This is a genomic window from Dokdonella koreensis DS-123, assembly GCF_001632775.1.
Classification (GTDB): Bacteria; Pseudomonadota; Gammaproteobacteria; order Xanthomonadales; family Rhodanobacteraceae; genus Dokdonella; species Dokdonella koreensis.
This window is the reverse complement of sequence record NZ_CP015249.1, coordinates 63,111-77,656: the sequence shown is the minus strand read 5'-3', so window position 1 is coordinate 77,656 and position 14,546 is coordinate 63,111. Positions and strand designations below refer to the sequence as shown.

The window sequence follows — 14,546 nt, the reverse complement described above, 5'->3', positions numbered from 1 at the left end:
CGCGCACGACCGGCCGGTTGTCGGGAAACGGCGGTCCTGCCGATTCCAGATGCGCGCGGTCGCGGCAAGGCCACATCTGTCGCGCAGATCAACGGCCTGCGCTGCCGGCCCGCGAGCGATCCATCCCGGGCCGCGCACGCGGCCTGTTTTTCGACGGTCCGCTAGGCGCCGCGGCCGCTCGCCTCGAACCGGAAACCGAGCTGGCCGGCCACGGCGCTGACCTGGCCGGCATGCTGTTCGATCTGCGGATCGCGCCGGACCACGCGCGAGCGCGCGTCTAGCGTGCACGACAGCGCGCGCGCCAGCAGCTCGGCATGCGCCGCACCCAGGTGCTCGGCCTGCGTCGCGGAAAGGCAGCCGACCTCGGCCGCGACCCGGATCAGGTCGGCACTGTTGCTGGCCGTGAGCAGGGCCGGGTGGGCGGCGCCGTGCTGCAGGACCAGGCCCTGCAGCAGGAACTCCAGATCGACCAGTCCGCCGTATCCCTGCTTGAGGTCGAACCGCTCCGCATCCGAGCGGTCACGCTCGCTGCGCCAGCGTGCGCGCATGTCGACGATCTGGTCGTGCAGCCGCTGGACGTCGACCGGCGCGGCGAGCAGCTCGTTGCGGTGCTCGCCGAAACGGCGGCCGAGGGCGACGTCGCCCGCCACCGCGCGCGCGCGCACCAGCGCCTGGTGCTCCCAGGTCCAGGCACGCTCGCGCTGATAGGCGACGTACGCGTCCAGGCTGGTGACCAGCAGGCCCTTGCCGCCGTCCGGGCGCAGGCGGACGTCGACTTCGTACAGGCGGCCCGACCGCGTCAGCGTGGTCAGGAAATGCACGACGCGCTGCGCCAGCCGTGCGTAGTAGCGGGCGCCGTCCAGCGGACGGGGACCGAGTGACTCGGCCTGCGCCAGCGCGGCGTCGTACAGGAAGACCAGGTCCAGGTCGGAGCCGAAACCGAGTTCGCGACCGCCGAGGCTGCCGTAGCCGAGGATGACCAGGCCCGAGCTTTCCTCGGTCCGGTCCGGCAGGCGTCCATGGTTCACCGCCAGGTCACGCTCGGCCAGGCGCAGCACGGTCGCCAGCACGGCCTCGGCCACCGCGGCCAGGGCGCGTGCGGCCGCCACCGCGTCGATGCGGCCGGCCAGGAAATCCAGGCCGATGCGGAATGCCGCCGCCAGGCGCTGCTCCTGGACCACCTCGATTTCCGCCTCGGCGTCGGCGTCGGGCATCGCCGCCAGCCGGCGGCGGATATCGGCCTCGACCGAGTCGCGATCGGGCACCGGCGCTTCGTGCCGGTCGTCGAACAGCTCGTCGAGCAGCAGGGGATGGGCGATCACGCGCTCGGCGAGGAAGGCGCTGGTGGCGAAGACGCTGGTCAGCCGCTTGAGCGCGGCGGGCTGCTCGTCGAGCAGGGCCAGATAGGCCGAGCGGCGTGCCACGGCGTGCACCAGGCCCAGCAGGCGCACCAGGCAGGCCGAAGGCGCCGGTGTCTCGATCGCGGCCGCGAGCAGGGCCGGCACGACGCGATCCAGACGCGCGCGCGCGCGCGCCGAAGCCGAGCGCAGGGCGGGGCTGGCCAGCAACGCCTCCAGCGCGCCGGCCGGATCCTGCGGCGGGTCGAAGCCGGCCTCGGCCAGCACGGCCGCCTGCACGCCGTGCTCGGCGAAGTCCTGCCACAGGCGGGTCCAGCCGGCGAGCGGACGCTGTTCGCGTGCCTGCCGCGCCGGCGCCATGACCGCATCGAACTCCTCGGTCACCACGCCGCGCTGGTGATCGATCGCCGCCTTGAGCGCGGGCCAGTCCGGGTAGCCCAGGCCCAGCGCCAGGCGCCGGCGCGGCGCCTCCTCGTCCGGCACGTCGTGGACCTGCTGGTCGGCGAACATCTGCACGCGATTCTCGACCTGGCGCAGGAACCGGTAGGCCTCGCGCAGGCGGCGCGCGCGCTGCGCCGGTATCACGCCGAGCTGCTCGCAGGCCGACAGCGCCGGCAGCAACCCGCGCGCGCGCAGCGCCGGCTCGCGGCCGCCGCGGATCAGCTGCATGAGCTGCACGACGAATTCGACCTCGCGGATCCCGCCCGGCCCGAGTTTCAGATTGGCGGCCAGATCCTTGCGCGTGACTTCCGCATCGATCAGCGCCTTCATCTCGCGCAGGCCGGCGAAGGCGGTGTAGTCGAAGTAGCGGCGGAACACGAACGGCCGCAGCGCCTCGATCAGCCGGTTGCCAGCGGCCAGGTCGCCGGCGACGGGACGCGCCTTGATCCAGGCGTAGCGCTCCCAGTCGCGGCCCTCGCGCTGGTAGTACTGCTCCATCGCCGCGAACGACAGCGCGACGCGCCCGACGCTGCCGAACGGGCGCAGGCGCAGGTCGACCCGGTAGACGTAGCCGTCCACGGTATGTTCGGCCAGCAGCGAGACCAGCTGCTGGCCCAGGCGGGTGAACCAGGTTTCCGCGTCGAGCGGGCGCGCGCCGTCGCTGGTGCCGCCCTCCGGATAGGCGAGGATCAGGTCGATGTCGGACGAGAAATTGAGCTCGCTGCCGCCGAGCTTGCCGAGGCCGAACACGACCAGGCGCTGGCCTGCACCGTCGGCGGACCGGACCTGGCCGTGCCGCATCGCGAGCTGGCGCTCGGCATGGCGCAGCGCCGCCTCCAGGCAGCACTCGGCCAGGACGCTGGCGCCGGCCAGGGTGGACTCGACCGGATCGAGCCCGTTGACGTCGCGCCAGATCAGGCGGATCGCCTCGCGTTTGCGGAAGCGGCGCAGTTCGGCGCGCAGCTCGGCCTCATCCTCGATCGTCGCGAGCAGGCCGGCGCGGGCATCGGCGTGCCGCGGATCGCCCATCAGCCGCACCAGTTCCGGGCCGAGCAGGATCGGCGAGCGCAGCAGCGTTTCATAGGCGAAATCGCTGACCAGCAGCACCTTCCGCAGGTGCGTGTCGACACCGGCGTCGTCGTAGAAGGGTACCTGTGCCTGGCGGCAGGCCGCCTCCAGGCGCGACAGGCGCTGGTCGAGCTGGTTGGCGAGGTCGCGGGGCCAGAGCGGCCGTCGAGGGGAGGCGGGCATCGGGTGATTATCGGGGATCGCGCCGATGTTTGAACTTCGGTGTCGCCGCAGGCGCCAGGCGCCCGCGACCCGGAAGATTCATGCGCGACTCATCGGTTCATGGCATTGTCACAGCCCTGTCATGAACATCCTTCTCGCTCTCCGCCAGTCGCCGGCCGGACGCACGCCCATGCGCCTGGTGCTGGCGCTGGTCCTTTGCGCCGGCCTGCTGATGGGCGTGGTCGACCGGCTCGATCCCGCCTTTGCCGCGCGCGCCGCGTCGGCCGGCGGCAATCTCGGGTTGCTCGCACTCAATACGCTGCCGGCCGTGGCCCTGCTGCTGGCGCTGTGGGCGCTGACCCGGCGCCTGTTGCTGGCCTGCTGGCTGACCCTGCTGGCGATCGCCGGGCTGTACGCGGCGAACGCCGCGAAGATCGAGCACCTGCAGACGCCGTTGCTGCCGGCGGACCTGCGCTTCTTCAGCGAGCCGGGTCCGGCGCTGGAGCTGTTCGGCCACTATGTCTCGTTCGAGATGCGCCACCTGCTGCCGGCGGCCGCCGTCATCCTGTTCACGTTGCTGCTGTGGAACCGGCCCGGCTTGCCGGGGCTGGCCGGCTGGCGCCGGCTGGCGCTGGGCGCCGTCGCCGTCGTCGCCACCGTCACGATGGTCGCCGGCAGCGGCCCGTGGAAGCGGGTCTTCGACGCCCGGCGCCTGGGGTTCGAGCCCTGGGCACTGGCCGAGAGCACGACGCACGTAGGCCTGATCGGCGCCCTGCTGATGTACCACTGGGAGCTCGGCGGCGGCGACGTGCCGCGCGCGGACCGCGAGGCGGCGCTGGCCCTGCTGCACGATCACGGACCGGCATTGCGCGCGCGCCTGGCCGCCACCGCCGCCGGCGAGCCGGCACCGGACATCGTCGTCGTACAGAGCGAATCGCTGTTCGACCCGGCGCGCCTGCGCGACATTCCCAGCGGCCAGTACCTGCGCGAGTACCACCGGCTGCGCAAGCGCGCCAAGGCCGGAGAGATGACGGTGCCGACCTTCGGCGGCGGCACGATCCGCACCGAGTTCGAGGTGCTGACCGGCGTGCCGCTCGATACGCTCGGCGGCCTACAGTATCCGTGGCTGGAGCTGCATCGCCACGACCTGCCGAACCTGGCCTCGGTGCTTTCACGGCAGGGCTATCGCACCACCGCGATCCATCCCAACTCCGCCGCGTTCTGGAACCGCAGCAAGGCCTATCCCGCGCTGGGCTTCGACCGCTTCCTCGATATCGGCGCATTCTCGAAAGAGGACGTCGTCGGCTTGTTCACGTCCGACGCGGCCCTGACCGATCGCATCCTGGCCGAGCTCGACACGGGCGGGCAGCCCCACTTCATCTTCGCGATCAGCATGGAGAACCACGGCCCGTTCGACTGGCGCCCGGGCCTGGACGCCGAGCGGCTGTCGCGGCTGTCGATGCCCGAGCGCCTGGACGAGGGCGGGCGCTACTGGCTCGGCAACTACCTGTACCTGCTGGAGGACGCCGACCGCGAATTGGGCCGGCTGATCGGCGCGCTCAAGAAGCGCGAGCGCCGCACCCTGGTGCTGTTCTACGGCGACCACCTGCCGGCGCTGCCGCCGGTGTACCACCAGCTCGGCTTCGAGGACGAACGCGACGCGCAGCTGCAGACCGTGCCGTGGCTGCTGTACGACAGCGCGCGCACGCGGCCGCAGCGCTTCAACACGCGCAGCTGGCTGCTGCCCTCGCTGCTGCTCGATGCCGCCGGCGTCCACGACGAACCCTACTTCGCCGTCATCGACACGCTGCGCTCGCAGATCGACCTCGACGACCGCGAACTCGACGGCACCGAACAGGCCGGGCTGCTGGCACTGGCGCGTCTGCAATTGCGCGGTGAACTGCCCTCGTTGCTCGACGAGGCGCTGGCGGCCGAACCGGCCGCGCAAGACGAACAGGCGCTGGCGCCGTAAACGAAGACACGGTTTCGCGCTCGCTGCGAAACCGCGCACAGCGCGAAACACACCGACAGAAAAAAGCCCGCTGCGGCGCCGTAGCGACCGCAGCGGGCTCTCCCTCCCCACGAGTCAAATTTGTTGCTGCCCGTCCGATTCTAACGATTTGGCAACAATTGCCACGTCGCGTCGCAACATACTTCCCGATCTGGGGCATCCGGGCGCAGGCAGCGCCCGTGCCACCGTGCCGGACCTAGGGGAACGCGGGGGGACCGAGCCAGCTTCCTATCGGCCCGAACGCGAAAACCGGCCACGCAGTCGTCCGGACGGGCACGCCCGGTGGATGGCGCCATGAGTCGTCGGCCTGCGGGGGCCGGCCAGGGAGGTCCAGCACAGCGCGATGCGACTTCGTGACGGAACGGTTTCCGAGGCCCGTGGCGCGCGCTCGGCTTCACGTCTGGTGGGCGGCATCGCCGGCTCGTTGCTGGCACTGGCGCTGCTGTCGCTGATCGTCGTCGCCCTCGACCCGGCGTTCCAGGATGCCGATACCGGAACGGAATGGCTGCTGCCGGTCCTCAACGCCCTGCCGGTTCTGGCGGCCTGCCTGCTGGTACTGGCACTGACGCGGCGTCCCTTGCTGTCGCTATGGCTGGGTGCCGTCGTGCTGGCCCTGCTGTACGGGATCAACGCGCTGAAACTCGAGCATCTGGAAACGCCGTTGCTGCCGGCGGATTTCATGATGCTCACGACACCGCGGGCAAGCGCGGGACTGCTCCGGCACTACCTGCCGGCGAGCGTGGACGCATGGGCACCGTGGCTGGGCGTGATGCTCGTCACCGCCGGCCTCGCCCGCTGGGAGCGTCCCTGGCGCGGCAGCGGCGGCCGCCGCCGGTCGCTGCCGCTGCTGGCGGCCGGGCTGGTGGTCGTCACGCTGGTGACGGGCGTGCAGCCGTGGCGGCTGCTCTACGCGCAGGAAAAGGTCGCCTTCGTGCCGTGGTCGCCGCGGGAAACGGTCTCGAACATCGGTCTCGTGGCCGGCTTGCTGCGCTTCCGCTGGCAGTACTCCGAACCGGTACCGACTCCCGACCGTGCCGCCGCAGCCGCACTGCTGGCGCAGATGCCGGCCGGCACCGCGCCGCGACCGCCGCCGGCGGCATTGCCCGACATCGTCATCGTGCAGAGCGAATCGTTCTTCGATCCGGGCCGCCTGCAAGGACTGCAGCAGCGCGAGCACCTGCCGCACTACCGGCGCCTCGCGCGCGAGGCGATCCACGGCGACCTGTGGGTGCCGGCTTTCGGCGGCGGCACGATCCGCACCGAGTTCGAGGTGCTGACCGGCCTGGCGATGCGCCATTTCCCGCAGAACGAGTACCCGTACTTCCAGCTGGTCGGCAACGGGCTGCCGGGCCTGGTGTCGGTCCTGGCGGCCCAGGGCTATCGCAGCCTGGCGCTGCATCCCAATGACCCGGCGTTCTGGAACCGCGCGGCGGCGCTGAAGAACCTCGGCATCGAGCGCTTCGAGAGCGAGGCGGATTTCGCCGGCGCGCCGCGCGACGGCTTCTTCGTCAGCGACCAGGCACTGGCCGAACGCATCGTCGAGCGGCTGCCGGACAGCGGGCCGCCGCAGTTGATCGTCGCGATCAGCATGGAGCTGCACGGTCCCTACGATGCGTCCAAGCCGCTGGCCGAGCCGCGGCGCCGCGATGCGATCGAGGTGCCGGCACGGCTGCGGCCGGCCAGTGCCGGGCGCCTGCGCACCTTCCTCTATCACCTGGGCAATGCCGACCGCGCCCTGGGCTGGCTCGCCGATGCCTTGCGCCAGCGCGAGCGGCGCACCCTGCTGCTGTTCTACGGCGACCACCTGCCGGGGCTGCCGATCACGTTCGAGACGCTGGGCTTCGTCGACGGCCATCCGCCGCACCAGCAGCCCGTGCCCTGGCTGCTGCTGGATTCGGCGGCCCCGCAGGCGGCGCGCGAGGACAGCGCCTCGTTCATGCTGCCGGGGCGGCTGCTCGCCCTGCTCGGCATCGACGACCCGTGGTTCGCGCTGACCGAGAAGCTGCGGCAGGAAACCGTTTTCGGACCGGCCTTCGTGCCGGCCGGCGATGCCGGCCTCGCGGCGCTCAGCCAGCTGCGCCAGCGCGGCGAGCAGCCGCCGGCCGTGGAGGCGGCCGCGGAGGAAGCGGCGGCTGCGCCGGCCGCCGCCGCTGCGGCTCAGCCGTGAATGCCGTCGACCTCGACCAGCAGCTCGCGCCGGCAGACGTCGCCGGCCAGCACCAGCACGGCACCGCCCGGCACGTGGGTGCGCAGGCGTTGGAGGATCGCGGCGGCGTCCTGCGGCCGGCGCACGTAGACCTTGAGCACGCTGCCCGATCCCAGCCGCAGCCCGGATGAAACGGCCGCGCACAGGCTGTCCAGGTTGGCCAGTGTTTCCTCGAGCTGCGCCACGACGTCCTCGCGGTGGCGCGACGCGTGCCCGACGATCGCCGCCGTTCCCGAGATCAGCAGCTGGTCGCCGGGACTGCGCATCGCGCGCGCGAACCGCGGCGCGGTCGGACCGTAGTCGCGCGGGTAGCGCCAGGCGCTGAGCTGGCGCGGATTCTCGATCGCCTCGCCGGGCCGGCGCGCGGCCAGGCCGTAGACCTGCAGCACGCGCTCGCCGTCGCGGCGGCCGATCACGGTCGCCGCCGGATAGACGGCACCGAACAGATCCTGCATGCCCAGGACACGCCCGGTACAGAACTGGCGGTAGCGTTCCTCGTCACCGTCGCCATCGTTGATCGCGTCGAAGTAGTTCCACAGCCGCAGCAGGTGATGCGGCTGGGCCGCCAGCCAGGTACCGAGCCGGCGGTAGAGCCGCTCGGCGGCACCGCCGAGGGCGGAGCCAGGCTCCTCGGCCACCTCGATCGCGAAGAACGTGTAGTCCTCGTCGCGGCTCCAGCGGATGCCGGCATCCTCGCCGTGCCTCACCGGGCCCTGGCCGTACCAGACCTCCAGCGGCGCCGGGCCGATCGGTTCCAGGCCGACGCGCAGGCACCGTGGATCGGCGGGAAGACCGGTTCGTCCGAAGCCGATGACGGCGAGCACGTCGTCGCGGGCCAGCAGTCCGGACGGGTCGGCCTGTTCGAGCGCGATGCGCAGCGCCGGCAGGCGGTCGGCAACCGCCGCACGGTGTGACGGACCGCCGGCCACGACGTCCAGCGCCGGGCGATGAGCGGTCCGGTCATTCGACACGGCAGAACACCGCCTTGAGGTACCGGCTCTCCGGCACGTGCGCGAGGAACGGATGATCGGCACCGGCACCGCTGACCTTGAGCACCTGGACCGTCCGGTTGGCGTAGAACGCCGCGCGCCGCAGCATGTCGAGGAACTGCTCCTCGCTGACCAGGCCGGTGCACGAACAGGTCACGAAGATGCCGCCGGGCTTGACCGCGCCGAGCGCCAGCTTGTTCATGTCCAGGTACTTCTTGAGCGCCGGAATCACCTGCTCGCGATCGCGGGTCATCTTGGCCGGATCGAGCACGACCACGTCGAACCGCTCGCGGCCGGCGACCGCCAGGTCGCGCAGCCACGGGAAGATGTCGGCCTGGACGAAACGGACCCGCGCCTTGTTCAAGCGGGCGTTCTGCTCGGCGATGCCGAGGATCTCCTCGTCCAGGTCGACACCGACGACTTCGGCCGCCTGGCCGATCGCCTTGGCGTAGATCGCGAAGCCGCCGGAGTTGCAGCACAGGTCCAGCACGCGGCTGCCGTTGCAGAAATCGGCCAGCAGCCGGCGGTTGTCGCGCTGGTCGGCGAAGAAGCCGGTCTTGTGCTTGGTGCCCGGCGCGGCATGGAACTTGACGCCGTACTCGTGGATCACCGTCGGCTGCGGCGCCGCCGGGATCGCGCAATCGAAGCTCTCCTGCTTCTGGACGTGCTCCTCGGCGAACCAGTAGAGGTCGGCGTCCGGGAAATGCTCCAGCAGGCAGCGACGGATCAGGTCGCGCTGCTTGAACATGCCGGCGGAGAAATACTCGATGACCAGCGTATTGGCGAAGCGGTCCACCACCAGTCCGGACAGGCCGTCGCCTTCGGAGTGGATCAGCCGGTAGGCATCGGTGACGGTGTCGAGCTTGAGCACCTCGCGGCGCAGCGCGACCGCCTGGGCGATCCTGCGCGCGAAGAACGCCTCGTCGACGGCCTCGTCCGGATCGGCGGTCAGGACCCGCAGGGCGATGCGCGAATGGCCGTTGTAGAAGCCACGGCCGGCGAAGCTTCCTTCGCGGTCGACGATGTCCACGACCGTGCCCGGTCGCGGCTTGACGGCGGGCTTCTCGACCATCTTCTGGAAGATCCAGGGATGGTTGGAACGGCGTTCGGTCTTGAGCTGAATGACGGGCAGCGGCCCGGAAGCATGCGAATTCATCGACAGATGATAGAGCGTGTCGTGGACTTTGGATGCGTGCCGGGGCCCCCGGCGCGGTAATCCGCCGCGCCGGGGGGGCGTTCAGCCGGGGCGTCCATCCCGGACGGCGACGGCCGGCCGGGGATGGTGTACAGTCGGCCCCGCAACGAAGGGGAGTAGCTCCCGCCGCCACGGTCGTCATCACGGATCGTCCCGATCCCGGCCCGGTGGGCAGGCCCGTCAAGGACCTGCGAGCGAGACCTTCGCCGTGACGACGGCGAAGGTGTGCCCCGAGAAAACGAGGCCCCGCGCGCTGACGCTCGCGGGGCCTGTCTTTTTCTCGGTACGGCATTCCGGAGTGAAGTTCTCATGCATACGATCGGTACGGTCGAACTTTGGGTGGTCTTCGGCGCGATCGTCCTGATCGCCCTGGCCGTCGACTTCCTGATACTGAGGGCCAGCGGCGCCCACAAGGTCTCGTTCCGCGAGGCCGCGATCTGGAGCGCCGGCTGGATCGGCCTGGCCCTGCTGTTCAACCTCGGCCTGTGGTGGTGGCTGGACCAGCAGGCCGGGCGCGTCGTCGCCAACGACATCGCGCTGGAGTTCCTGACCGGCTACGTGGTCGAGAAGGCGCTGGCGATCGACAACATCTTCGTCTTCCTGCTGATCTTCGCGCGGTTTCGCGTCAGCCCCGAGCTGCAGCAGCGCGCGCTGATGGTCGGCATCCTCGGCGCGATCGTGCTGCGCGCGCTGCTGATCCTGATCGGCGCGGCGCTGATCGCGCGCTTCCACTGGATCCTGTACCTGTTCGGCATCTTCCTGGTCTACACCGGCATCAAGATGGCGCGGGCGCCGAACGAGGAGGCGGACTTCGAGGGCAATCCGCTGATGCGCTGGATGCGGCGCCACCTGCGCCTGACCGACCGCTACCACGGCACGGCGCTCAGCATCGTCGACAACGGCGTGCGCTACTTCACGCCGATGTTCGTGGTGATGGCGCTGATCGCGGTGACCGACGTCATCTTCGCCGTGGACTCGATCCCGGCGATCTTCGCGATCACCGAAGACCCGTTCATCGTGCTGACCTCCAACGTGTTCGCGGTGCTCGGCCTGCGCGCCCTGTTCTTCCTGCTGGCCGGCATGGCCGACCGCTTCCACCTGCTGAACTACGGCCTGGCCGCGACGCTGGTCTTCATCGGCATCAAGATGCTGATCGTCGACGTCTGGAAGGTGCCGGTCGGCCTTTCGCTGATCGTCGTCGCGCTGTGCATCGGCACGTCGATGCTGGCCAGCCACCTGGTCCGGCGGCGCGAGCAGCGGGGCGCCTGATCGCGGCACCCTTGCCTGGATCGGGTGCGGCCCCACGTGATCCGGATGGACATCGCGCCCGCGCTTCCGGAACCCGACCGCGTATCGGCCGCCAACGACCGTATCCGCCTGCGCTACGCCATCGCCGGCAGCCTGATCCTGGCGGCCGGCATCTGGGTGGTCTGGCTGGCCGGCTGGCTGCTCGGCTGGCCGCCCGGTGATTTCGGCGTGGTGCCGCGGCAGGCCGAAGGCCTGATCGGCATCGCGCTGGCGCCGCTCGCGCACGGCTCGTTCGAGCACCTGATGTCCAACACGCTGCCGCTGGGCCTGCTGACCTGTCTGGCGCTGTACGCCTATCCGCTGGCGACGCGCTGGGCGCTGCCGGCGATCTGGCTGCTGTCGGGCCTCGGCGTCTGGCTGTTCGGTCGCGATTCGAGCCACATCGGCGCCAGCGGGCTCACGCACGGGCTGATGTTCTTCCTGTTCGTGATCGGCCTGCTGCGGCGGGACAAGCTGGCGGTGGCGATCTCGCTGGTCGTGTTCTTCCTCTACGGCGGCATGCTGATGACGATCCTGCCGCGCGAGGCGCACGTGTCGTTCGAGTCGCACATGGCCGGCGCCGTCGTCGGCATCCTGGCCGCCATCGCCTTGCGCCGGCGCGATCCGGAGCCGCCGCGCAAGCGTTACAGCTGGGAGGACGAAGGTGAACCGCCGGCCCAGGACGAGGAGCTGGAGCTGCCGCGCCCCGCCGACGTGCCGGTGCTCTGGCGCCGCTCGGCCGTGCCGGGCGGCGCGCAGATCATCGCGTTCCCGACCGCTCGCGCTTCTCGCCCCACCCGCGACGAGGAACCGGCCGAATAGCCCCGGCGGGCCGCGGTCGGTCAGCCGCCCAGCGCGCGTCCGTAGAACCTGAGCGGGGCGGTTCCATCCGGGACCTCCAGCCAGCGCTCGAACGCGAAACCGAGCTTTTCGAGCAGGTGCATCGATCGCAGGTTGGCCGGCGCCACGATCGCGCCGACGCGCGCCAGGCCGCAGGGATGTGCCGCATGCCCGAGCACTGCCACGGCCGATTCGGCCGCGTAGCCCTGACCGCAGTGCCGGTCGAGAAACGCGAAGCCGATGTCCGGCTCCGGCAGGTAGTCGCGCTTGACCAGGCCGCAGAGCCCTAGCGGCAGGCCGTCGCTGCGACGCTCCACGCAGTACAGGCCGAAGCCGAAGCGCGCGAACGTCGCCAGGGGGCCTTCGGCGATGTACCTGCGCGCATCGTCGAGCGAGCGTACCTGCTTGTCGCCGATGTGCCGCAGCCACGACGGCTGGTTCACCAGCTCGTGGACGAAGCCGGCGTCCGCATCGCCGGGGCGGCGCAGCGACAGGCGCGCGGTGACCAGCTCCGTCACGGCGAGCGGCCCGCACCGGATGTGCCGGCGGGCACGGGGGCGGGCGCTGCGACCGGCGTCATCGCGGTCAGCGCTGCCGTGCCTTGGCGAACGCGTCGGCGAACGCCGTGTTGGCCGGCGCCGACGGGGCCTTGGGGCCGGCACCGGGCGCACCGCGGGGGCGATCGGGCCGGCGCGGCTCGGCGCCACGGGTCGGCGCCGGCGCACCCACCGGATCGTCGAGCCGCATCGTCAGGCCGATCCGCTTGCGCGGCAGGTCCACCTCGAGCACCTTGACCTTGACGATGTCGCCGGCCTTGACGACCTCGCGCGGATCCTTGACGAAGCGGCTCGACAAGGCCGACACGTGCACCAGGCCGTCCTGGTGCACGCCGAGGTCGACGAAGGCACCGAAGGCGGCGACGTTGCTGACGACGCCCTCCAGCACCATGCCGGGCTTGAGGTCGCGGATGTCCTCGACCCCCTCGGCGAAGGTAGCGGTCTTGAACTCCGGACGCGGGTCGCGGCCCGGCTTCTCCAGCTCCTTGAGGATGTCGCGCACCGTCGGCAGGCCGAAGGTCGGGTCGGTGAACTCCTCGGCCTTGAGCGACCGCAGGAAGCTGCCGTCGCCGATCAGCGATTTCACTTCCCGGCCGCAGCGCTCGATGATCCGCTGCACGACCGGATAGGCTTCCGGGTGGACGGCCGACGCGTCCAGCGGGTCGTCTCCGTGGGGAATCCGGAGGAAGCCGGCGCATTGCTCGAAGGCCTTGTCGCCGAGCCGCGCGACCTTGAGCAGCGCCTTGCGCGTACGGAACGGTCCGTTGAGGTCGCGGTGCTTGACGATGTTCTCGGCGACCGCCGCCGACAGGCCGGCGACCCGCGCCAGCAACGGTGCCGACGCGGTGTTGACGTCGACGCCGACGGCGTTCACGCAATCCTCGACGCGCGCGTCCAGCGCATGCGCGAGCTTGACCTGGTTGACGTCGTGCTGGTACTGGCCGACGCCGATCGACTTCGGGTCGATCTTGACCAGCTCGGCCAGCGGATCCTGCAGCCGGCGCGCGATCGACACCGCACCGCGCAGCGACACGTCCAGCCCCGGGAACTCCTTGGCCGCCAGTTCCGAGGCGGAATAGACCGAAGCGCCGGCCTCGCTGACGACGATCTTGCCGAGCTTGAGCTCGGGATGCTTGCGGATCAGCTCGCCGGCCAGGCGGTCGGTCTCGCGCGAGGCGGTGCCGTTGCCGATCGCGATCAGGTGCACGCCGCACTGCCGGCACAGCGCCGCCAGCTGGGCGATCGACGCGTCCCACTGGTTCTTCGGCTCGTGCGGATAGATCGTGGCCGTGGTCAGCAGCTTGCCGGTGCCGTCGACGGCGGCGACCTTGACGCCGGTGCGCAGGCCCGGGTCCAGGCCCATGACCACCTTCGGGCCCGCCGGCGCGGCCATCATCAGGTCCTTGAGGTTGTCGCCGAACACCCGGATCGCCTCGGCCTCGGCCGCCTCGCGGGCGCGGCCGAACAGGTCCAGCGTCAGGTGCAGGTGCAGCTTGATGCGCCAGGTCTGGCGCACCGTCTCCAGCAGCCACCGGTCGGCCGGGCGGCCCTGGTCGGCGATCGCGAAATGGACGGCGACGCGCCCCTCCGCCTCGGCATTGCCGGCGGCGACGGCCTCGTCGAGCGCGGCGGCCGGATCGTCGGTGGCGGTCGTCGCGCGCAGCGCCGTGGTCGGCATCGGCGCGAGTTCCAGGTCGAGGATGCCTTCGTTGCGGGCGCGGAACAGCGCCAGCAGCCGGTGCGAGGGAATCGTGCCGATCGGCTCGGCATGGGCGAAGTAGTCGCGGAACTTGGCGCCCTCGCTCTCCTTGCCGGCGACGATCCGGGCACGGATCTGCGCCTTGGCGCCCAGCCACTCGCGCAGGCCGCCGATCAGCGCCGGGTCTTCGGAGAAGCTCTCCAGCAGGATCGCGCGGGCACCGTCGAGCGCGGCCTTGACGTCGGCCACCCCGCGCTCGGCATCGACGAACGCCGCCGCCACCGCCTCGGGCACCTGGGTCGGATCCTCGCGCAGCCCCAGCGCCAGCGGCTCCAGGCCCGCTTCGCGCGCGATCTGCGCCTTGGTCCGGCGCTTGGGCTTGTACGGCAGGTACAGGTCCTCCAGCCGTGCCTTCGTGTCGGCACCGAGCAGCTCGGCACGCAGCGCATCGGTCATCTTGCCCTGTTCCTCGACGCTGGCGATCACCGCGGCACGGCGATCCTCCAGCTCGCGCAGGTAGCCCAGCCGCTCCTCGAGCAGGCGCAACTGGGTGTCGTCCAGACCGCCGGTGACTTCCTTGCGGTAGCGTGCGATGAACGGCACGGTCGCGCCTTCGTCGAGAAGGGCGACCGCGGCCTGGACCTGTTGCGGCTTGGCGGCGATTTCTACTGCGATACGTTGTTCGATGCTGAGCATGCGTCCGATGATCCGAGTGACCTTGAAAAAGCGGCGG

Annotated in this window: 9 protein-coding genes; 4 read left to right on the top strand and 5 right to left on the bottom strand. The window is 70.9% G+C overall.

The genetic code is table 11. The features are described from left to right. Positions 1–161: 161 nt before the first annotated feature. Entirely contained in the window at positions 162–3,050 is a 2,889-nt protein-coding gene (glnE, locus tag I596_RS00280) for a bifunctional [glutamate--ammonia ligase]-adenylyl-L-tyrosine phosphorylase/[glutamate--ammonia-ligase] adenylyltransferase (protein WP_067642537.1), read from the bottom strand. A gap of 121 nt (positions 3,051–3,171) precedes the next feature. Between glnE and I596_RS00275 the strand changes: the two genes are divergently transcribed. Together I596_RS00275 and I596_RS00270 are read left to right on the top strand one after the other, a co-directional pair. Beyond that, the gene (locus I596_RS00275) at positions 3,172–5,001 is read left to right on the top strand and encodes an LTA synthase family protein (RefSeq protein WP_067642536.1); all 1,830 of its coding nucleotides are present in this window, start codon (positions 3,172–3,174) and stop codon (positions 4,999–5,001) included. Positions 5,002–5,383: 382 nt separating this feature from the next. Beyond that, the gene (locus tag I596_RS00270) at positions 5,384–7,207 is read left to right on the top strand and encodes an LTA synthase family protein (protein ID WP_083965247.1); all 1,824 of its coding nucleotides are present in this window, start codon (positions 5,384–5,386) and stop codon (positions 7,205–7,207) included. On the opposite strand, the gene I596_RS00265 is transcribed toward I596_RS00270, so the two are convergent. Further along, a complete protein-coding gene (locus I596_RS00265; protein WP_223303881.1) occupies positions 7,198–8,217 on the bottom strand; it encodes a chorismate transformation FkbO/Hyg5 family protein in 1,020 nt (339 codons plus the stop codon). The two genes, I596_RS00270 and I596_RS00265, sit on opposite strands and share 10 nt — an antisense overlap. Next, entirely contained in the window at positions 8,207–9,391 is a 1,185-nt protein-coding gene (locus I596_RS00260) for a class I SAM-dependent rRNA methyltransferase (protein ID WP_067642529.1), read from the bottom strand. The genes I596_RS00265 and I596_RS00260 overlap by 11 nt, the downstream gene beginning before the upstream one ends. A gap of 348 nt (positions 9,392–9,739) precedes the next feature. On the opposite strand from I596_RS00260, the gene I596_RS00255 reads away from it, so the two are divergent. Beyond that, positions 9,740–10,699 carry a TerC family protein gene (locus tag I596_RS00255; protein ID WP_067642526.1) on the top strand — a complete coding sequence of 320 codons (960 nt, stop codon included), beginning with the start codon at positions 9,740–9,742 and terminating at the stop codon, positions 10,697–10,699. Positions 10,700–10,744: 45 nt separating this feature from the next. Further along, positions 10,745–11,539 carry a rhomboid family intramembrane serine protease gene (locus I596_RS00250; protein WP_067642524.1) on the top strand — a complete coding sequence of 265 codons (795 nt, stop codon included), beginning with the start codon at positions 10,745–10,747 and terminating at the stop codon, positions 11,537–11,539. A gap of 20 nt (positions 11,540–11,559) precedes the next feature. On the opposite strand, the gene I596_RS00245 is transcribed toward I596_RS00250, so the two are convergent. Both I596_RS00245 and I596_RS00240 read right to left on the bottom strand, forming a co-directional pair. Continuing rightward, positions 11,560–12,075, bottom strand: coding sequence for a GNAT family N-acetyltransferase (locus tag I596_RS00245; protein ID WP_067642522.1), 516 nt, complete (start codon positions 12,073–12,075; stop codon positions 11,560–11,562). A 67-nt stretch (positions 12,076–12,142) separates the two neighbouring features. Then, positions 12,143–14,509, bottom strand: coding sequence for a Tex family protein (locus I596_RS00240; protein WP_067642520.1), 2,367 nt, complete (start codon positions 14,507–14,509; stop codon positions 12,143–12,145). Positions 14,510–14,546 lie beyond the last annotated feature (37 nt).

What these genes read in the sequence shown, in the direction of transcription:
- glnE (WP_067642537.1), bottom strand. Translation starts at nt 3,050, where the DNA reads ATGCCCGCCTCCCCTCGACGGCCGCTCTGGCCCCGCGACCTCGCCAAC.
- I596_RS00275 (WP_067642536.1), top strand. Translation starts at nt 3,172, where the DNA reads ATGAACATCCTTCTCGCTCTCCGCCAGTCGCCGGCCGGACGCACGCCC.
- I596_RS00270 (WP_083965247.1), top strand. Translation starts at nt 5,384, where the DNA reads ATGCGACTTCGTGACGGAACGGTTTCCGAGGCCCGTGGCGCGCGCTCG.
- I596_RS00260 (WP_067642529.1), bottom strand. Translation starts at nt 9,391, where the DNA reads ATGAATTCGCATGCTTCCGGGCCGCTGCCCGTCATTCAGCTCAAGACC.
- I596_RS00255 (WP_067642526.1), top strand. Translation starts at nt 9,740, where the DNA reads ATGCATACGATCGGTACGGTCGAACTTTGGGTGGTCTTCGGCGCGATC.
- I596_RS00250 (WP_067642524.1), top strand. Translation starts at nt 10,745, where the DNA reads ATGGACATCGCGCCCGCGCTTCCGGAACCCGACCGCGTATCGGCCGCC.
- I596_RS00240 (WP_067642520.1), bottom strand. Translation starts at nt 14,509, where the DNA reads ATGCTCAGCATCGAACAACGTATCGCAGTAGAAATCGCCGCCAAGCCG.